The organism is Halobellus captivus (genome assembly GCF_003697845.1).
Taxonomy (GTDB): domain Archaea; phylum Halobacteriota; class Halobacteria; order Halobacteriales; family Haloferacaceae; genus Halorubrum; species Halorubrum glutamatedens.
In genome coordinates this window covers 1-17,881 of record NZ_RDQE01000006.1, presented here as the reverse complement: position 1 = coordinate 17,881, position 17,881 = coordinate 1, and the positions used below count along the sequence as shown (strand labels likewise).

The 17,881-nt window shown below is 70.5% G+C and carries 18 protein-coding genes, 1 tRNA gene and 1 pseudogene; 12 read left to right on the top strand and 8 right to left on the bottom strand.

Features of this window, described 5'->3' with window-relative positions; translation table 11 throughout:
- Nucleotides 1-36: 36 nt before the first annotated feature.
- Nucleotides 37-108: transfer RNA gene (locus EAO78_RS08250), tRNA-Ala, on the bottom strand.
- A 229-nt stretch (nt 109-337) separates the two neighbouring features.
- On the opposite strand from EAO78_RS08250, the gene EAO78_RS08245 reads away from it, so the two are divergent.
- From EAO78_RS08245 to EAO78_RS08235, 3 genes are all read left to right on the top strand, one after another.
- On the top strand, nt 338-1,087 hold the full coding sequence (locus EAO78_RS08245) for a DUF120 domain-containing protein (protein WP_122105379.1): 750 nt from the start codon (nt 338-340) through the stop codon (nt 1,085-1,087).
- Complete coding sequence (ribB, locus tag EAO78_RS08240; RefSeq protein ID WP_122105378.1) at nt 1,087-1,821, top strand: 3,4-dihydroxy-2-butanone-4-phosphate synthase; 735 nt, start codon at nt 1,087-1,089, stop codon at nt 1,819-1,821. Before EAO78_RS08245 ends, ribB begins: the two co-directional genes overlap by 1 nt.
- Nucleotides 1,822-1,930: 109 nt before the next feature.
- Nucleotides 1,931-2,860 (top strand): branched-chain amino acid transaminase, encoded by a 930-nt coding sequence (locus EAO78_RS08235; RefSeq protein ID WP_122105377.1) that lies wholly within the window; start codon nt 1,931-1,933, stop codon nt 2,858-2,860.
- Nucleotides 2,861-2,876: 16 nt separating this feature from the next.
- Here the strand turns inward: EAO78_RS08235 and EAO78_RS08230 are convergent, their stop codons facing one another.
- Nucleotides 2,877-3,617, bottom strand: coding sequence for a DUF502 domain-containing protein (locus tag EAO78_RS08230; RefSeq protein ID WP_122105376.1), 741 nt, complete (start codon nt 3,615-3,617; stop codon nt 2,877-2,879).
- Nucleotides 3,618-3,744: 127 nt separating this feature from the next.
- Nucleotides 3,745-4,584 carry a proline dehydrogenase family protein gene (locus tag EAO78_RS08225; protein WP_122105375.1) on the bottom strand — a complete coding sequence of 280 codons (840 nt, stop codon included), beginning with the start codon at nt 4,582-4,584 and terminating at the stop codon, nt 3,745-3,747.
- Between the two features lie 127 nt (nt 4,585-4,711).
- Between EAO78_RS08225 and EAO78_RS08220 the strand changes: the two genes are divergently transcribed.
- Nucleotides 4,712-5,254, top strand: coding sequence for a CDP-2,3-bis-(O-geranylgeranyl)-sn-glycerol synthase (locus EAO78_RS08220; protein ID WP_122105374.1), 543 nt, complete (start codon nt 4,712-4,714; stop codon nt 5,252-5,254).
- Nucleotides 5,255-5,331: 77 nt separating this feature from the next.
- On the opposite strand, the gene EAO78_RS08215 is transcribed toward EAO78_RS08220, so the two are convergent.
- The gene (locus tag EAO78_RS08215; RefSeq protein ID WP_203227853.1) at nt 5,332-5,694 is read right to left on the bottom strand and encodes a PRC-barrel domain-containing protein; all 363 of its coding nucleotides are present in this window, start codon (nt 5,692-5,694) and stop codon (nt 5,332-5,334) included.
- A 154-nt stretch (nt 5,695-5,848) separates the two neighbouring features.
- Between EAO78_RS08215 and EAO78_RS08210 the strand changes: the two genes are divergently transcribed.
- From EAO78_RS08210 to EAO78_RS08195, 5 genes are all read left to right on the top strand, one after another.
- Nucleotides 5,849-6,028, top strand: a complete 180-nt coding sequence (locus EAO78_RS08210; RefSeq protein ID WP_112079158.1) for an HVO_0416 family zinc finger protein — start codon at nt 5,849-5,851, stop codon at nt 6,026-6,028.
- Nucleotides 6,029-6,117: 89 nt separating this feature from the next.
- Entirely contained in the window at nt 6,118-6,276 is a 159-nt protein-coding gene (locus tag EAO78_RS18145; RefSeq protein WP_188127902.1) for a DUF7563 family protein, read from the top strand.
- A gap of 307 nt (nt 6,277-6,583) precedes the next feature.
- Nucleotides 6,584-8,428, top strand: a complete 1,845-nt coding sequence (locus EAO78_RS08205; RefSeq protein ID WP_122105372.1) for a UvrD-helicase domain-containing protein — start codon at nt 6,584-6,586, stop codon at nt 8,426-8,428.
- Nucleotides 8,425-9,864 carry a M24 family metallopeptidase gene (locus EAO78_RS08200; protein ID WP_122105371.1) on the top strand — a complete coding sequence of 480 codons (1,440 nt, stop codon included), beginning with the start codon at nt 8,425-8,427 and terminating at the stop codon, nt 9,862-9,864. Before EAO78_RS08205 ends, EAO78_RS08200 begins: the two co-directional genes overlap by 4 nt.
- An 87-nt stretch (nt 9,865-9,951) precedes the next feature.
- On the top strand, nt 9,952-10,995 hold the full coding sequence (locus EAO78_RS08195) for a BGTF surface domain-containing protein (protein ID WP_122105370.1): 1,044 nt from the start codon (nt 9,952-9,954) through the stop codon (nt 10,993-10,995).
- A gap of 25 nt (nt 10,996-11,020) precedes the next feature.
- Here EAO78_RS08195 and EAO78_RS08190 read toward each other — a convergent pair whose 3' ends face one another.
- On the bottom strand, nt 11,021-11,290 hold the full coding sequence (locus EAO78_RS08190; RefSeq protein WP_122105369.1) for a DUF7533 family protein: 270 nt from the start codon (nt 11,288-11,290) through the stop codon (nt 11,021-11,023).
- Between the two features lie 110 nt (nt 11,291-11,400).
- On the opposite strand from EAO78_RS08190, the gene EAO78_RS08185 reads away from it, so the two are divergent.
- From EAO78_RS08185 to EAO78_RS08175, 3 genes are read left to right on the top strand one after another with little or no spacing between them, the layout of a single operon-like run.
- Nucleotides 11,401-12,579 (top strand): sugar phosphate nucleotidyltransferase, encoded by a 1,179-nt coding sequence (locus EAO78_RS08185; protein ID WP_122105368.1) that lies wholly within the window; start codon nt 11,401-11,403, stop codon nt 12,577-12,579.
- Nucleotide 12,580: 1 nt separating this feature from the next.
- Nucleotides 12,581-14,404, top strand: a complete 1,824-nt coding sequence (gene glmS / locus EAO78_RS08180) for a glutamine--fructose-6-phosphate transaminase (isomerizing) (RefSeq protein WP_122105367.1) — start codon at nt 12,581-12,583, stop codon at nt 14,402-14,404.
- Nucleotides 14,405-14,449: 45 nt separating this feature from the next.
- Nucleotides 14,450-15,076, top strand: coding sequence for a riboflavin synthase (locus EAO78_RS08175; RefSeq protein ID WP_122105366.1), 627 nt, complete (start codon nt 14,450-14,452; stop codon nt 15,074-15,076).
- Here EAO78_RS08175 and EAO78_RS08170 read toward each other — a convergent pair.
- The 3 genes and pseudogenes from EAO78_RS08170 to EAO78_RS08160 form a co-directional block, all read right to left on the bottom strand.
- Nucleotides 15,067-16,479 (bottom strand): MATE family efflux transporter, encoded by a 1,413-nt coding sequence (locus EAO78_RS08170; protein WP_122105365.1) that lies wholly within the window; start codon nt 16,477-16,479, stop codon nt 15,067-15,069. The genes EAO78_RS08175 and EAO78_RS08170 overlap by 10 nt on opposite strands.
- A 29-nt stretch (nt 16,480-16,508) precedes the next feature.
- Nucleotides 16,509-17,729, bottom strand: a complete 1,221-nt coding sequence (locus EAO78_RS08165; RefSeq protein ID WP_162498057.1) for an ATP-binding protein — start codon at nt 17,727-17,729, stop codon at nt 16,509-16,511.
- Nucleotides 17,730-17,794: 65 nt separating this feature from the next.
- Nucleotides 17,795-17,881 (bottom strand): annotated as a pseudogene (locus tag EAO78_RS08160) (IS6 family transposase); the annotation flags it as partial.

The window sequence follows — 17,881 nt, the reverse complement described above, 5'->3', positions numbered from 1 at the left end:
CGCGCCGCTCGCGAGATTGCTCGCGGCGCGAAAACATGGACTCGCGGGGATTTGAACCCCGGGCCTCTTCCTTGCGAAGGAAGCGATCTGCCGCTGATCTACGAGCCCGCACCCGAAACCAGTCCCCGTCCGTACTTGTACCTTACTTTTCGCCGATCCGCGCGCGAGGGGTTCACACCCGCCGAGCCGACCGCCGTGACCGACGCCCTTAGGTGGCCACCGGCCCGAGTTCGATCCGAAACGGCGGGATCGCGTCGCGGGATCCCACTCACGTAACGATTTTGAGATCCATCGCATATTCGTTATGCTTTTGCGTGCGGAGGTCCTCGATCGGGGTATGTCAGAAGCGACGGCGGCGACTCCCGACCCGGCGGCGATGGCGGCGTTGAAACACGTCGCGCTCGCTGGCGGGTTGACGGAGACGAAGGTGTCGTGTGCGGCGCTCGGCGACCGCCTCGGCGCATCGACGCAGACCGCCTCCAGACGCCTCCAGACGCTCGAATCCGCGGGGGTGCTCGAACGCGACGTCGTCGGCGACGGCCAGTGGGTCCGGGTCACCGACGCGGGCGAGGCCGCGCTGCGCGGCGAGTACGCCGACTACCGCCGGCTCTTCGAGCGCGACGTCGAACTCGTCCTCCGCGGGAGCGTCACCGGCGGCATGGGCGAGGGCCGCCACTACATCACCCTGCCGGGGTACGCGGAGCAGTTCGCCTCCCGGCTGGGCTACGAGCCGTTCCCGGGGACGCTCAACCTCGAACTCGACGAGGAGAGCGTCCGTCGGCGCGGCGAGATCGTGGGGATCGACGCCGTCCCGATCGACGCCTGGGAGGACGAGGACCGAACCTACGGCGCGGCCGCGTGCTACGCCGTCACGCTCGTCGCCGACGGCGGGCGGTACGAGGACGCCCACGCGATCGTCCCCGACCGGACCCACCACGACGACGACAAGCTCGAGGTGATCGCCCCCGACGAGCTCCGGGCGGAACTCGATCTCGCGGACGGCGACTCGGTCGAGGTCCGCGTCGAGGCGACCTCGCGGGCGGACGCGCCGGACGCTCCCGACGAGGCGCTCGGGGAGGTGGCCTGATGCGCGCCGACGCCGAGGGCTCCGAGCCCGACCCGGCCGACGCGCCGGTCACGGCGGGCGACGCGGACGCGACCGCGTCGGTCGACCGCGCGCTTTCGGCGTTCCGCGCCGGCGACCCGGTCTGCGTCCACGACTTCGCGGACCGCGAGGGCGAGACGGACATCGTCTATCCCGCGGGCGCCGTGGACGCGGCCGCCGTGGCACACATGCGAAACGACGCCGGCGGACTGATCTGCGTCGCCGTCGACGACACGGTCGCCGACGCGTTCGGGCTCCCGTTCCTCGCGGACGCGCTCGATCACCCCGCAGTCAACGACGACCCCGCCTACGACGACCGTTCCTCCTTCTCGCTGCCGGTGAACCACCGCGAGACGTTCACGGGGATCACGGACGCGGACCGCGCGCTGACGATCACGGAGATCGCGAACGCGGCCGCGGCCGCCGCGAACGACCCCGAGGGCTACACCCCCGACGACTTCGCGGCCTCGTTCCGCGCGCCCGGCCACGTTCACGTCCTTCGCGGCGCGGTCGCGGGACTCGACGACCGCGTCGGTCACACCGAACTCGGGCTGGCGCTCGCCGCGGCGGTCGACGCCGCGCCCGCCGCCGTGGTGTGTGAGATGCTCGACGACGAGACCGGCGACGCGCTCACGCCCGAGGACGCCGCCGCCTACGCGAAACGACGCGGGATCCCCTACGTCGAGGGCGCGGCCCTCGTCGACGCGCTCCGATAGGGAGCTCCCGACCCGCGTCGGACTCCGAAGGAGTCCCGAACGCCTTCGAATCCGGCGGAGCGGGGTGGTATGTCATAAATTTAAGCCCGGACGTCTCGAGTCCGGTAGTATGGGATTCGACGAGATGGACGTCGACACGATCTGGAAGAACGGGGAGTTCCTCGACTGGGAGGACGCGACGACCCACGTCCTCACGCACGCGCTCCACTACGGGAGCGGCGTGTTCGAGGGGCTCCGCGCGTACGAGACGGAGCAGGGTCCCGCGATCTTCCGGCTCGAGGAGCACCTCGACCGCCTCTTCGACTCCGCGAAGATGTACGACATGGACATCGGCCACTCCCGTGAAGAGATCACGGAGGCGACGCTCGAACTCCTCGACCGGCAGGACCTCACCTCCTGTTACATCCGGCCGATCGCCTACTACGGCTACGAGTCGCTCGGCGTCTCGCCGGGCGACTGCCCGACCGACCTCGTGCTCGCCGCCTGGCCGTGGGGGACGTACCTCGGCGAGGAGGCGCTCGAGGAGGGCGTCGACGTGATGGTCTCCTCCTGGCGGAAACACGCCTCCTCGCAGGTCCCCACGAACGTGAAGACCACCGGCCTCTACGTCAACTCGATGCTCGCGGGCGAGGAGGCCCGCCGGAACGGCTACGTCGAGGCGATCGTCTTGAACAAGGAGGGGAACGTCGCCGAGGGTCCCGGCGAGAACGTCTTCATGGTGAACGACGGCGAGATCTACACCACCGGCCAGGCCCAGTCGATCCTGGAGGGCATCACCCGCGACACGGTGATCACCCTGGCCGAGGAGCGCGGCTACACCGTCCACGACGAGGCGGTCATCTCCCGCGGACAGCTCTACACCGCCGACGAGCTGTTCTTCACCGGCTCCGCCGCCGAGGTGACGCCCATCCGTTCCGTCGACGACACGGAGATCGGAAACGGCAGCCGCGGTCCCGTGACCGAGGAGCTCCAGGAGGCCTTCTTCGAGGTCATCGAGCGCCGGACCGACGACCACGACGAGTGGTTCACGTATTTGTAGACCGGCTCACGACCCGCTAATCGGGGCGTGGGTCGTCTCCCGACCGCTCTCCGTCATCGTCGGATCGGTTTTCGCCGCCGTCGGACCGCTCACTGGCGGTTCGTCCCGGATGACCGACGCCGGGACGGTGGTCCTCGGGCCGGTCGTCGGCTGGCGGGCGCTCCTCCTCGACGGGTATCTGGTGGGCGGACTCGCCGAAGCCCGCAGAGAGGATCCGGGTCATGCCCTCCTCGACGCTCTCGCCGGTGTCCTCGACCCGCTCGGGCTCGACCTCGATGACGAAGCCGGTGGTGATGTTCGGCGCGGTGGGCATGAAGAGGACGATCTTCCCGTCGCGGGTCTTCTTGCCCGTTCGGAACGCGGTCATCCGGATGCCGGGCCACGTCTCGAGGTACACCGGGTTCTGGAGCTCGTCGGTGCCCGAGATGGCCGTCTCGGCCGCGAGCTTCGATGCGTTGTACACCACGCGCAGCGCGGGGATCCGGTTTATCGCGTCGTCGACCTTCGCCTCCGCGAGCCGGCCGAGGGTCGTCCGCATGAAGTAGCCGACCGCGAGCACGAGCGTCGAGAAGACCGCAATGGCGATTACGACCCGCGAGACGGGCTCCAGCGGGCCGGGGATGACTTCGGGCTGGAGCGCGTCGATGAGCGGGATCGACGCGATGTGCAGGTAGATCCACCGGATGACGAGAAGCAGAACGAGGAGGGGGGCCAACACGATGAGCCCGCTGGCGAAGTCGCGTTTCCACGTGGACATCTATCGAGCCGTTATGCGGCGGCGACGCTTAAAGGGCTTCCACCCACCTCCCGGTCCACCCGTCAGCGGTCGTCGAGGGGTAGCCGTCGGTCCCCGCCACCGGCTCACCGGCCGACGATCGCTCGATTCACCGCCCGGCGATCGCCCGTACGGCGAACGTCAGGTTCTCCTTGCGCTCGCGGACGCGACGGTAGAAGTACGAGAGCCACTTGTCCCCGTAGGGCGCGTACTGTTTCACGTCGACGCCCTGTCTCGCGAGGTCGCGCTGGGCGTCCTCGCGGACGCCCATCAGCATCTGGATCTCGTAGTCGACGTCGTGTTCGGTCGCGAGCCGGTTGGCGAGCGAGACCATCTCCGGGTCGTGGCTGCCGACGGCGACTCCCCGATCGCGGCGCTCGAAGAGGAACTCGATGTCGCCGCGGTACGCCTCGTCGACGTCGGCCTTGTCGGTGTAGGCGATCGCGTCGGGCTCGTCGTACGCGCCCTTCACGAGCCGGACCACGCCGGGAACGTCGACGAGCCGTTCGAGGTCCTCGCGCGTTCGCTTGAGGTTCGACTGGACGCACTGGCCGACGCTCCAGGGGTAGTCGTCGGCGATCGACTCGAACGCGTCGAGGGTGGCGTCGGTCGTGTCGGCGTCCTCCATGTCGCACCAGACGAACGCGTCGCGCTCGTGAGCGTACGCGACCAGGTCGCGGTACTGCTCCTCGAAGAGGTCGGCGGAGACGTCGAGTCCGATCTGCGAGGGTTTCACGGAGATACACGCGTCGAGGTCCGTCTCGGCCAGATCGTCGAGGAGCCGATGGTACGCGTCCGCGTCGGCCCGGGCGTCCGCGGGGTCGTCGTAGTGCTCTCCGAGCAGGTTCAGGATGACGGCGATGCCCTCCTCGTTGCGTTCCCGTGCGTGCTCGAGCGCCTCGGGGACGCTCTCGCCGGCGACGAACCGGCGCGCGATCGGGGGGATCATACCCGGAGGTGGGTTCCCCCCGACTTGAGCGTTGTCACCGGCCGACCCGCGGACGTGGCGGCGACCTCGCGCTTCGGTCCCCCGTCGGATCCGCGGTTTATATCACGCGGACGGGCGTGATGCCGGCATGGTCGGTTCCCTCGTCGCGACCGCGTTCTGGGCGATGGTGCCAGCGTACGTGCCGAACAACGCCGCGGTACTCGCCGGCGGCGGCCGGCCCATCGACGGCGGCCGGGAGTGGCGGGGTGCGCGCCTGCTCGGCGACGGGAAGACGTGGCGGGGGACCGCCGTCGGCACGGCGGTCGGCGTCGTCGTGGCGCTCGCGCTCAACGCCGTCGTCGACCCCACGAGCGCGGCGCTCGGCGTGGACCTCCCCACGTTCGAGCTCCGGGCGGCGCTGGGGCTGGCGTTCGGCGCGATGATCGGCGACATCGGCGCGTCCTTCCTCAAGCGGCGCTCCGGACGGGAACGCGGGGCGTCGTTTCCCGGGCTCGACCAGCTCGACTTCGTCGTCGGCGCGCTCCTCTCCGCCCTCCTCGTCGCACCCGGCTGGACGACCGCCGTCTTCACGCTTCCCGTTCTCGCCGTCGTGGTCGTGATGACGCCCGTCCTCCACGTGGTGACGAACGTCGCCGCCTACGCGCTCGGGCTGAAGAACGAGCCCTGGTGAGGGGCGAGTCCCGGCCGGATGTGCTTCGACGGACCGGCACTGGGACGCGTTCCGGCTCGAGACGACTTCCCGGGTCGCTATCGGGGTCGATCGGTCGAGAGGTCGACGATCACCTGATCGCCCACCGCGGTGACGGCGTCGCCGGGGATCCGGATCGTCTCGTCGTCGTGTGCGATCTCGGCGTCGTGTGTGGTAGCATCGTCGTTCCGAGTCGCACCGTCGTTCCGGCTCACGCCGTCGTTTTCGTTCGTGTCGCTGCGGATCGTCTCGCCGCGGGTCACCTCGCCGCGGTCGGCGGCGTCCACGACGGGATCGACGAGGAGCGTCTCGAAGTCTCCCGACCGTGGATCGATGGTGAGGTTACGGACGGTACCGAGTCTCCTGCCGTCGGCGCTGAGCACCGGCTTCTCGGGGAGGGCGCTCGCGAGGACCGTGGACATGACACCCGTGCGTGGGCGGGAACGGGACAAAAAAGTACGGATCGTCGTTCCGTCTCGGGTGTCCCTGACCGATCGGTCGGATCCGATCCGAGGAACGGCCGGATCCGAAATCACGGAAAGATACTTATGCTGCCGTGGCATACGTTGTCATGCAATGTCTAGCGCACCCAGCACGAACGACGACGTGTTCGACGAGTTCCTGTCCGACCGGGGCCACGAGACGGAGATCGTACGCTGGGAGCGATCGTATAACAAGCTTCAGTGCCCCGAGTGTGGTGCGCTCCATCCCGAGGGAACCGACAGCTGCTCCGTCTGCGACTGGCGGCCGACCTGACGCCGACGGCACCGATCGACCGGTTAGCGGTTTTCTTTCCGCCCGATCCGGGCGGCAGTATTATATATAACGATTAGCTAGTGGGGCGTATGCCGACCTGCCAGAACTGCGGTTCGTTCGTTACGACCGACTACGTCCGGGTGTTCACGCCGAACGACGTGGACCGTCCTCGCGTGTGTCCGGGCTGTGAGGACCTGGTTCGTGACGGTGCCGACGTGCGGGAAGCGCGCGCGACCCGAAGCAACTGACGTCCCGTCGATCCGCCCGCCACCGATCGAGCCTCCACCAACCCGCCCACCCAACCGACCGAAACCCTCCACCAACCGGCCCTCCCAACCGACCGAAACCCTCCACCAACCAGCCCACCCAACCGACCGACCCTCGCAACCAACTAACCCCTCCATCCACCGACCGGCCCTTCCGTTCGCCGGCTCGACCCTCCATCCAACGCTCGTCCTGACGGTTCTGCCTCCACTCCGACAGGGGGCGTAGACGGCCCGAACGACCCGTCACCGAGCCACGGCGTTTAAGGAGAGCCGCGATCAGTAGTCGGTAATGAACGACCCCACGGTAACGCGACTGTTCGGCGGCCCCGGGAGCGGGAAGACCACCGCCCTCCTCGACCGCGTCGAAGGGATCCTCGAGGACGACGGAGCCGAGGTCCGCGACGTGCTCGTCGTCTCCTACACCCGCGCGGCCGCCGCCGAGATCCGCGAACGGCTCGCCGAGCGCCTCGACGTCTCCCCGCGGAGCCTCCAGGGGAACGTCTGTACGATGCACGCGAAGGCGTACGAGCTGCTCGACCTCTCGCGGGGCGACGTCGTCGGCGAGAGCGACAAGGAGGAGTTCTGTGAGGAGTACGGCATCGAGTTCGAGGACCAACACGGCGGGGCGGGCCGCCGAACGGCGCGGTCGACGACCATCGGCAACAAGATCATCGCCACCTCCCAGTGGCTCCAGCGCACCGAGCGCGACGTGGCCGACTGGTACGACGTTCCCTTCCAGTGGAACGTCGAGGAGGTCAGGCTCCCGCCCGAGGAGGACCCCAACGCCCAGCAGGGGAACAAGTACACCCCGACGTGGCCCTCCGACGACGACCGGATCGACATCCCGGAGACGATCCGCGCGTGGCGGGCCTACAAGGGCGAACACGGGCTCGTCGGCTTCGCCGACATGCTCGAACGCGTGGCTCAGCGTTCGCTCGTGCCCAACGTCGACTACCTGGTCATCGACGAGTTCCAGGACATCACGACCCTCCAGTACGGCGTCTTCGAGGAGTGGAAACCCCACATGGAGAAGGTACTCATCGCCGGCGACGACGACCAGGTGGTCTACGCGTGGCAGGGTGCGGACCCCGACCTCCTCTTGGAGACCGACGTCGACGAGGACGTGATCCTCCCGAACTCCTACCGGCTCCCCTCGGAGATCCTCAACGTCGTCAACGCCGAGATACGCCACATCGACAAGCGTCAGGAGAAGGACCTCCACCCGCGAAAGGAGGGCGGCAGCGTCGAGGCGATCGAGTCGCCGTCGATGCTCGAACTCGTCCGGAACGTCCGGTACACCGTCGAGGACGACGAGGGCAGCGTGATGTGTCTGTTCCGCGCGCGCTACCAGATGTTCGACTTCATCGACGACTTCATCGATCACGGCATCCCCTTCACGATGTTGACTGACGGACGGATGTGGACCGACCGCGTCCAGGACTACGTCTCCGCAATCGAGAAGCTCGACGACGACGAGCCGATCACGCTGCTCGAAGCGCGCCGGCTGGCGGACATGCTTCAGGAGTCGGCGTTCGGCACGCACGACCGCGAGGAGTTCTACGACTTCGTCGACGACCGCGAGGAGGCCGCCGACGCCGACGACATCTCGCTGATCGAGGTGGCTCCCGACGAGGTACGCGACCGGGTCCCGTTCATGCCGGACGCCGCGAGCGCCGACGACATGGTCCGGAAGGTGACGAGCTTCCAGCGGAAGTCGATGGGGGCGTACTTCTCGGGCGACTATCAGGAGGTCGAGCCCGACCGGGTCCGCGTCGGCACCATCCACTCCGCGAAGGGCCGCGAGGCCGACCACGTGTTCGTCGCGACGGACCTGACGGAGAAGGTGGTCGAGCAGATGGCGGCCTCCATCGACGATCCGACCGACGTCGACGGGGTCGACGAGTTCACGAAGACCACGAGCCCCGTCCCGGTGCTCACCGACAACGAGCGACGGGTGTTCTACGTCGGGATGTCCCGTGCCCGCGAGCGGCTCGTGATCATGGAGAGCCTCATCGGCGGCGCGCCGACGCTCCCGATCAGCGTCCTGCTGTTCAACGAGCTCCGCGACGAGCCGCCACAGGAGCTCATCGAGGAGGTCCAGGACGAGGTGGCGGTTCCCGAACCCGAGCCGTGAGCGGCGGGGACGAGCGCTCTGCCGCTCCGGGCCACGGCGGCGACGGAGACGGTCGTCCGAACGACCCGGATCGGGGCGGCGACGATCCCGAACTCGGGCCGCTCCGAACCGACCTCTCCCCCGTCGTCGGGGCGGTCGCGGAGGCGGACGCGGCCGGGTTCGTCGCGGTCGGCGACCGCCTCGACGCCGACCTCCGCTATCTGACGCGCGTCGGCGAGCCTGACGGGACGTACGGCGTCGTCGTGATCGCCGAGTCCGGATCGTCGGCGGCGCGGGCGACCCTCCTCGCGCCCGCGTCCGCCGGCGAGGCGGCCGAACGCGGGTTCGTCGACGCCGCCAGGATCGACGCGCCGCACACGGACGCCGCCTTTCACGACGGCGTCCTCCGGACGGTTCGGACCGACCGCGCCGGCGTCCCGGTCGGCGTCCGTGCCGCGGCGGTCCTCGACGAGCACGGGAGCGGCGACGCCGTCGACGATCGCCGCGTCCTCGTCCCGCGATCCGTCCCCCACGACGCGGCCGTCTACCTCGAGCGGGCGGGCTACGATCCCGCGTCGACGCCGATCGTCACCGACTCGCGGGCGGTCAAGACCTCGGACGAGGTGGACCGGATCCGGCGGGCACAGCGCGCCGCCGCGGCCGGAATGGCGCGCGCAGAGACGATGCTCGCCCGGAGCGACTCGTCTCGGAGCGACCCGGCCGGCGGGTCGATGGAACCGGGAGGTTCCGGGAGCGAGGAGGACGGGCGACCCGTCCTCCGTTTCGAGGACGAGCCGCTCACGATCGAGCGGCTCCGGCGGGCGGTGAACGCGACGCTCGCCGCACGGGGCGTACGCGACGCCGGAAACACGAGGATCGCCGCGGGACGGGATGCCGCCGATTCCCCTCGCTGGGGAGGACCCGGCGGTCCCGCCGCCCTCGACCGAAACGCCGGGATCCGGGCGGGCGAGACGGTCGTGATCGATCTCGCGCCACGCGGGCCGGACGGCTACCACGGCGCGCTCACGCGTACGTTCGTCGTCGACGGCGACGGCGGCTGGGAACGCCGGGCGTACGTCGCCGTCGAGGCGGCCCTCGAGGCCGCGCTCGCGGAGGTGGAGCCGGGGGCTCCCGCGACGACCGTCCACGGGGAGGCCGCCGCCGAGCTGGCCGCGTACGGCTTCGATCCGAACGCGTCGCCCGGAGAACCCGGGTTCACCCACGACGCCGGCCACGGGGTCGGGCTGTCCCGCTCGGAGCCGCCGTCGCTGCCGGGCGGGTCTGACCTCCGTCCCGGCCACGTCCTCGCCGTCGAGCCCGGCGTGTACGACCCCGCGACCGGCGGCGTCCGGCTGGGGGACGTCGTCGTCGTACGCGAGGACGGGTACGAGCTCCTCACGGCGTACCCGTTCGGCACGGTCCCGGTCGACCGCGAGCGGTCCGCCGGGGACCGGTAGCGCGGTCGCCCGCCATCTCGCCATAGCTACGACGGTCGTTTGAGTCTCCGGCGTCCCTATATCGTCCCCGTCCGATCGCCGACGTGTATGCCGAGACAGCCCTCCACGGCCGACGAGACCGGATCGAGCGGACGAATCGTGAGAAAACTGCTTCCGGCCGCGGCCACCGTTCTCGTGGCCGCGCTCGCGGTGGTCGGAGCCGCGCTCGTCGGAACCGCGTTCGCGGGAACCGCCGCCGCGGACGGCACGGCCGACCTCGACGCGGACCTCGTCACCGTGACCGAGGGCGGCACCGCCGTCATCGGCGTCGAGACGGACGGCGTCGACGAGTTCTCGATCGTGGTCGGCGACGAGTCCGCGAGCGGATACGAACTCCGCGCGACGGTGACGCCGGACGACGACGGCGTCACGTCGCTCGTCCTCGACCACGCCGCGACGGACGGCGACGGCGCGTCCCTGACCGCCGAGGGCGACGCCGCGGTCTCCGTCGAGAGCGAAACCGACCTCGACGAGCCCATCGCGCCCGGGAACTACGACGTCGAGGTCGCCGTCGACGACGAGGGAACGGCCGACGTCGGGAGCCTGATGGTCGAGCCCGCGTCGAGTGACGACGGGAGCGACTCCGACGACGACGGATCGACGGACGGTTCGAACGATTCGCCCGTCGTCACCGAATCCGACGTCGAGGCGGCCGACGTGGTGGTCGAGCCGGCCGAGACGGACGTGACGGTCCCGGTCGACCTCGCGGACGGCGAGAGCGTCACCCTCCGGATGCGGTCCGCCGCGGACGCGAGCCCGGCGTACATCCTGACCGAGGAGACGACCGTCGAGGACGGCGAGACGACCGCGACGTTCGACCTGAGCCGGGCGAGCCACGGCGACCGGGCGACGCTGACGGTCCGCGGGAACGACGGGCTCGACGGCGAGAGCGAGCACGCCGTCCTCGTCGCCGACGAGTCGATCGGCGTCGAGGACGGTGAGAGCGGAACCGACGGCGGCGAGAGTGACGACGGCACCGGAAGCGCGGACGACGGCGACGACGGCACCGACACGAGCGTCCCCGGCTTCGGCGTCGTCGTGGCCGCGCTCGCGCTCCTCGGGACCGCGCTCCTCGCGCGCCGGCGGAACTGAGCGTCCGGACCTCCGGTCGACGGAGCTACTTCTCGACGGCGTCGCGGTCGGTTTCCGACTCCGCGTCGTCACCGCGGAGCTGTCGCGGGAGGAGCCCGCGGACGAGCCCCCGGAAGATCCGCGCGGGATCGAGGAAGTACTGCGGCAACACGACCATCGCGACGGCGACGACGAGCAGCCCGCCGCCGAGAGCGGTCTCGCCGGCGAGGAGGCGAACGATCGCGTAGTTCGCGAGCGGCAGCGCGAACGCCAGCGACGCCGCCAGCCCGATCATGTCGAACAGCCCGAAACTCATCGGTCCCCGTACCACCTCGGCCGGGATAAGGATACAGGACGCGTCCCGCGGTCACCACGGCGGGCGGGCGACCACCACCCTTCAAGTCGATCGGACGTTTCCCCTCCGACATGTCCGACCGACCGACGACCGCCGTCGTGCTCGCCGCCGGGGCGGGTCGACGACTGAGCCCGCTGACGAACCGGCGGCCGAAGCCGATGATGCCGGTCGCCAACAGGCCCCTCCTCGAGTACGTGATCGAGGCCGCGAGCGCGGCCGGCGTCGACGAGGTGGCCCTCGTCGTGGGCTACGAACGCGAGCGCATCCAGACCCACTTCGGCGACGGCGACGACTGGGACGTCTCGATCCGGTACGTGGTCCAGGAGAAGCGGCTCGGCACCGCTCACGCGGTCGCGCAGGCGGAGCCGCACGTCGACGGGCCGTTCCTCGTGTTGAACGGCGACCGGATCGTCGAGCCCTCCGCGGTCGCCGACGTCCGCGACGCGCTGGCGGACGGCGACGCCGCGGCCGCGATGGCGGTGACCCGGAGCGACCGCCCGCGGGCCTACGGGGTGGTGACCGTCCGCGACGGGTTCGTCGAGACGATCGTCGAGAAACCGCGGCGGCGGGCCGACTCGGACGTCATCAACGCGGGCGTGTACGCGTTCACCCCCGCGGTGTTCGACGCTATCCGCGACACCGAGGCGTCCGACGACGGCGAGTACGAGCTTCCCGACACGGTCGAGCGGCTCATCGACGAGGGCGGCGTCCGCGCCGTCAGGTACGTCGGCGGCTGGCACGACGTCTCGTACCTCTGGGACCTGCTCGCGGTCACCGACGACGTGCTCGACCGCGACGGCGGGACCGTCGAGGGGACGCTCGCGCCCGGCGCGGGCGTCGACGACCGCTGTGTCGTCGCCCCCACCGCGTCCGTCGGACGGAACGCGGTCGTCGGCGCGGGGACGACCCTCGGCGCGAACGCGCGGATCGGGCCGAACGCGACCGTCGAGCGCTCCGTCGTCTTCCCCGACGCGACCGTGGAGGCCGGGGCGGTGGTCCGGGACTGTGTCGTCGGCGCGGGCGCGAGGGTCGGCGCGAACGCCACGGTCAGGGGCGGGACCGCGACCGTCGCCGTCGCGGGCGAGCTCCACGAGGGAGTGCGACTCGGCGGGGTCGTCGGCGACGACGCGGCCGTGGGCGGGGCGGCGGCGCTCGTGCCCGGGACCGTCCTCGGCAACGACGCGGTCGTCGGCGACGGGGCGTCGGTGAGCGGGAGGATCGAGGACGGCGTGACGGTACGGAGGGGGTAACATGTGTGGGATCATCGGCTACGTCGGCGGTCGCCCCGCGCTCCCGATCCTCTCCGCTGGCCTCTCGAACCTGGAGTACCGCGGGTACGACTCCGCGGGCGTCGCGCTCACCGACGACGCGCTCTCGGTGTACAAGAAGTCGGGCGAAGTGAGCGAGCTCCAGGGGGTCCTCCCCGAGTCGACCGACCACACGCGGGGGATCGGCCACACGCGGTGGTCGACGCACGGTCCGCCGACCGACGGGAACGCCCACCCGCACACGGACTGTACGGGGCGTGTCGCGGTCGTCCACAACGGGATCATCGAGAACTACGACGCGCTTCGCGGGGAGCTCGCCGACCACGAGTTCACGAGCGACACCGACACCGAGGTCGTCCCGCACCTGATCGAGGCGGAACTCGACGCGGGCGCGGAGCCGCGGGCGGCCGTCGAGGCCGCCGTCGACCGGCTCGAGGGGACCTACGCGGTCGTCGTGACGATCGCCGGCGTCGACGAGCTGTACGCGACCCGCCGCGACAGCCCGCTCGTGGTCGGCCACGGCGACGACGGGACGTTCCTCGCCAGCGACGTGACCGCCTTCCTCGAGCACACCCGCGACGTGACGTACATCGAGGACGGCGACTTCGCCGTGATCGGCGACGACGGTCTGACGCTGTACCGCGACGGCGAGGCGATCGATCCGCCGGTCGAACGGCTCGAGTACGAGGCCGACGCCGCCGAGAAGAGCGGCTACGACCACTACATGCTCAAGGAGATCCACGAGCAGCCGCGGGCGCTCAGACAGACGATCTCGGGGCGGATCGACGCCGACGCCGGCACCGTCGACATCGACGTCGACCTCCCCGCGGAGTACGTCGACTCCATCGAGGAGATCCAGGTGGTCGCCTGCGGCACCTCCAACTACGCGGGTCGGTACGCCGCGGAGCTGCTCGAGTCGGTCGTCGACGTCCGGACGACGGTGGAGGTCGCGAGCGAGTACGAGTTCGACGGCGGGCGCGACCCCTGGCGCACGCTCGTGGTCGCGGTGACCCAGAGCGGCGAGACCGCCGACACCCTCTCCGCGATCCGTCGGGCGAAACGCGCCGGCGCGCGGACGCTCGCGGTCACCAACACGCTCGGGAGCACGATCGTCCGCGAGACCGACGACAGCGTGTTCATCCGCGCCGGTCCGGAGATCGGCGTGGCGGCGACGAAGACGTTCGCCTCGCAGGTGGCGACGCTGACGCTGCTCGCGGTCCACGTCGGCCGCGCCCGCGGGTCGCTGTCGTACGGACGGGCCCGGGAGCTGCTCGAGTCGGTCCGCAAGCTCCCGAACGCGGTCCAGGCCGTCCTCGACCGCGAGGACCGCGTTCGGGAGGTCGCCCGCGAGTACGCCGACTCGGACGCGTTCTTCTTCGTCGGGCGGAAGCTCGGCTACCCGGTCGCGCTGGAGGGCGCGTTGAAGCTCAAGGAGATCTCCTACGACCACGCGGAGGGCTTCGCGGCCGGCGAGCTGAAACACGGGCCGCTCGCGCTCGTGACGGAGGAGACGCCGGTTCTCGCGCTTCTGACCGACGGCTCCCGGCCACACGAGACGCTGAACAACGTCAAGGAGGTCCAGGCGCGCGGCGCGCCGGTGATCGGGGCGACGGGAACCGACGGCGACGGCGAGACGTCGCTCGGCGACGGCTACGTCGACGTCGACCTCCCGGTGCCCGAGACGGGCGCGCTGGAGCCCCTCGTCGCGAACGTCTACTGGCAGCTGTTCGCCTACCACGTCGCCGACGAGAAGGGCCGGCCGATCGACCGGCCGCGCAACCTCGCGAAGAGCGTGACGGTGGAGTAGCTACGAACCCAGAACGGCTATCCGTCGCCCGCTCTCACTCCGCGTATGTTCACCGGCATCGTCGAGGGGACCGGGACCGTCCGGACGCGGACCGAGACGGCCGACGGCCTCCGACTGCGGATCGGCGTCGACGGCGTCGAGGGGTTCGAGAACCTCGCCCACGGTCAGTCGATAAGCGTCAGCGGGGTCTGTCTCACCGTCGAGAAACATGGGATCGCCGAGGAACCCGAAGCAGTCGACGACGCCTGGTTCGAGGTGTTCCTCGCCGCGGAGACGGTCGCGAAGACGTACCTCGGCGACCTCCACGAGGGCGACGCGGTCAACGTCGAGCGCGCGATGCCCGCCGACGGGCGGTTCGACGGCCACGTCGTCCAGGGTCACGTCGACACGGTCGCGGAGGTCACCGGGATCGAGCGGGTCGGCGAGGACTGGCGGTTCACCTTCTCAATCCCGGACGGACACGGCCGCTACCTCGTCGACAAGGGCTCCGTGACGCTCGACGGGATCTCGCTCACGGTCGCCGAGAAACGGGAGCGGGAGTTCGACGTGGCGATCATTCCGACGACCTACGACCTGACGACGCTCTCGGAGAAGTCCGTGGGCGACCCGGTCCACCTGGAGGTCGACGTGATCGCGAAGTACGTCGAGAACATGGTCGACGGCTACGCCTGATCGTCGTTGCCGGCGGCCGCCTCCTCGCCGCTGCCGCGTTCCGCCATCATCCCGGCGGCCCGCGCGACCCATCCCGAGTGCCGGAAGCCGAGCGCGACGACGAGCGCCATCCAGCAGTACGCGAGGAACACCCCGACGTACGCGCCCGGCGGGCCGAGTCCCGCCGTCCGGCTCAACGCCCAGGAGGCGCCGAGGAAGAGCCCGAACATGCCCGTGAGCCGCGCCGCGAACGGGATCCGGGTCTCGCTCGCGCCCTGAAGCGCGCCCGACAGCGACGAGAAACAGGCGAGCGCGCCGCCCGCGAGGCCGTACACTCCGGCGAAGTCGACGGCGTACTCGACGGTCGCCGGGTCGGAGGTGAAGAGGCGAACGACCCGGGGCGCGAGCGCGACGAGGGCGAGGCCGATCGATCCGACGGAGACGAGGGCGAGCCCCGCGACCGCCCACCCCTCGAAGCGGGCCTCGTCCGGGTCGCCCGCGCCGAGCGCCTGCCCGACCAGGACCGAGGCGGCGACGTTGTAGCCGCGGGAGAGCGGTCCCGTCACCTGCTGGTAGACGCGGCGGCCGATCTGGAAGCCGGCGTTGACCGCCTCCCCGAAGCCCAAGAGCAGGGCGTTGAACGGGAACTCCGCGGCCTCGGAGCTGAACCCCTCGGCCACCCGCGGGGCGCTCACCCGGAGGAGCTGTCTCGCGATCGTGAGGTCCCGAGGGCGGACGAACGCGGCGTCGGTCCAGGGGCCCAGGATCGCGGCACAGAGGAGTCCAGCCGTGAGGACGTTCGCGGTCGCGGTCGCGAGCCCGACGCCGACGATCTCCAGGCGGGGGAGCCCGAACAGCCCGAGGCCGAGGACCGCCGACCCGACGATGTTGACGGAGTTCGCGAGCACGTTCACGTACATCGGCGTTCGCGTGTCGCCGGTGCCCTGGAGCGCCCGCGCGGCCACGAGCGCGACGTGTCTCGCCGGGGCCGTCGCGAAGACGATGGCGAGGTACGCCGAGCCGAGGGCGACGACCTCGGACGGCGTCTCGCGGCCGATCAGCCGACCGAAGACGTCGATCGCCGCCTCGCCGAGGAACAGCCCGAAGAGGACGAAGGGGAGCCCCGCGAGCGCCCCGAGCAGGACCGCCTGCGTGATCGCCTCGTCGCGGATCGTCGTCTCCCCTGCCCCGGTGTCCTGTGAGGAGAGCGCGATCGCGCCGCCGCCGAGCCCCAACCCGATCCGAAGGGGGAACCGCGCGTACAGGTCCGCGAGGCCGATCGCGACCACCGCGGCCGGCGAGAAGAGCGCGCTGACGACGACGTCGGTCGTCCGCATCGCGGTCCGGAACGTCTGCTCGGCCATCACCGGCCAGGCGAGCGCGAATACGCGCTTCCAGACGCGGCGGATCCGCGGGAGGTCCATGCGTCACCGACGACGGATGCAGTCGGGTTCTAGCTGTCGGAGGCGGCCGAGTCCGCCGCCGGTTCCCGGTCGATGAACCCTCGATCGGGACCTCGAGTCGACGCTCCCCCGGCCGCCGATCCGTCGTCGTCCGCCCGCGGAAGCCGCACCTCGAACCGCGTCCCGCCGAGGTCGCTCTCCTCGATCGAGATCGTCCCGCCGTACTCCTCGACGAGGCTGCCGACGATGAACAGCCCGCCACCCTCGGAGCCGTCGTTCGCGGCGGTCGTCTCGCGGTCGCCGCCGAACAGCGCGGACCGCCGCTCGGGCGGGATCCCCGGCCCGTCGTCGTCGATCGACAGCGTGACCGTTCCGTCGCCGTCGCGGACGGAGATCCGGAGGGTTGCGTCGCCGCCCGCGTGTTCGACGGCGTTCTCGACGAGGTTGTCGACGACGGAGCGGAGACCGTCGTTCGCCGTGACCGGTGCCTCCTCGACGAGGTCGGCGTCGACGGCCACGTCGGCGCGCTCCGTGAGCCCCTCGAGTATCTCCCGGGTGACGGCCGCGAGGTCGACCCGATGGAGGTCCGAGTCGCCGAGGAGCGCGTCGGCGACGGCGCTCGTCGTCTCCAGGCGGTCGAGTCCCTCGTCGGCCTTGGACGCGATCACCGCGGCGGCGTCGCGTCCGTCGGGGCCGTGCGAGTCGTGCTCGCCGGCCCGTCCACGCTCGAGGTCGACGTCGTCGCCGTCACCGCGGTCGGTCGAGCCGGCGAGGTCCGCGTATCCTCGGATCGTCGAGAGGTCGTTCCGGAGGTCGTGACGAAGCAGGTGGTTCACGAACGAGACCGCGCGGGTCGCGTCGTGTGCCCGCCGAGCCTCCGCCTCCTGGCGAACGGCGAGGTATCCCGCGATGGCGCCCCCGAGCGCTCCCGACCCGGCGGCGACCAACAGCGGAAAGACGGGCTCGACGAGGGGGCGGCCTTCGACGACCCGAACGAGAAGCGTCGCGCCGATCGCGGCGGCAGCGAGGAGCGTGCCGGTCGCGGTCCACCGAGCGACGCGTTCCTCCTCGTGCCGGGTGAAGCCGGCCTCCCGGAGCCGCACACCCGCGTAGACCACGCCGAGGGCGATCCCGCCGTCGAGTACGAGCGCGAGTGCGGGACCGAGCGTCCCCTCGACGGCTCCGATCTCGGCCCCGTGATGGACGATCGCGGCGAACAGAAGGCTACAGCCGATCGCGACGACGACGACGTATCCCCGCGGTTTCCACACGATGTCACCGCTTGGAAGGGAGCCGACAAAAACCGTTTGTGTCGAGCCGCTCGAGGAGGTAGTGTTCAGATAAGCTGATTCCATGCGAATGCGAACGATCTCAGCCACTCGTTTGCTGTTTCTGCTTCGGCGTTGCTGAAACAGTTTGAGAA

Coding starts and splice junctions, on each gene's coding strand:
- EAO78_RS08245 (WP_122105379.1), top strand. CDS start 338: ATGTCAGAAGCGACGGCGGCGACTCCCGACCCGGCGGCGATGGCGGCG.
- ribB (WP_122105378.1), top strand. CDS start 1,087: ATGCGCGCCGACGCCGAGGGCTCCGAGCCCGACCCGGCCGACGCGCCG.
- EAO78_RS08235 (WP_122105377.1), top strand. CDS start 1,931: ATGGGATTCGACGAGATGGACGTCGACACGATCTGGAAGAACGGGGAG.
- EAO78_RS08230 (WP_122105376.1), bottom strand. CDS start 3,617: ATGTCCACGTGGAAACGCGACTTCGCCAGCGGGCTCATCGTGTTGGCC.
- EAO78_RS08225 (WP_122105375.1), bottom strand. CDS start 4,584: ATGATCCCCCCGATCGCGCGCCGGTTCGTCGCCGGCGAGAGCGTCCCC.
- EAO78_RS08220 (WP_122105374.1), top strand. CDS start 4,712: ATGGTCGGTTCCCTCGTCGCGACCGCGTTCTGGGCGATGGTGCCAGCG.
- EAO78_RS08215 (WP_203227853.1), bottom strand. CDS start 5,694: ATGTCCACGGTCCTCGCGAGCGCCCTCCCCGAGAAGCCGGTGCTCAGC.
- EAO78_RS08210 (WP_112079158.1), top strand. CDS start 5,849: ATGTCTAGCGCACCCAGCACGAACGACGACGTGTTCGACGAGTTCCTG.
- EAO78_RS18145 (WP_188127902.1), top strand. CDS start 6,118: ATGCCGACCTGCCAGAACTGCGGTTCGTTCGTTACGACCGACTACGTC.
- EAO78_RS08205 (WP_122105372.1), top strand. CDS start 6,584: ATGAACGACCCCACGGTAACGCGACTGTTCGGCGGCCCCGGGAGCGGG.
- EAO78_RS08195 (WP_122105370.1), top strand. CDS start 9,952: ATGCCGAGACAGCCCTCCACGGCCGACGAGACCGGATCGAGCGGACGA.
- EAO78_RS08190 (WP_122105369.1), bottom strand. CDS start 11,290: ATGAGTTTCGGGCTGTTCGACATGATCGGGCTGGCGGCGTCGCTGGCG.
- EAO78_RS08185 (WP_122105368.1), top strand. CDS start 11,401: ATGTCCGACCGACCGACGACCGCCGTCGTGCTCGCCGCCGGGGCGGGT.
- glmS (WP_122105367.1), top strand. CDS start 12,581: ATGTGTGGGATCATCGGCTACGTCGGCGGTCGCCCCGCGCTCCCGATC.
- EAO78_RS08175 (WP_122105366.1), top strand. CDS start 14,450: ATGTTCACCGGCATCGTCGAGGGGACCGGGACCGTCCGGACGCGGACC.
- EAO78_RS08170 (WP_122105365.1), bottom strand. CDS start 16,479: ATGGACCTCCCGCGGATCCGCCGCGTCTGGAAGCGCGTATTCGCGCTC.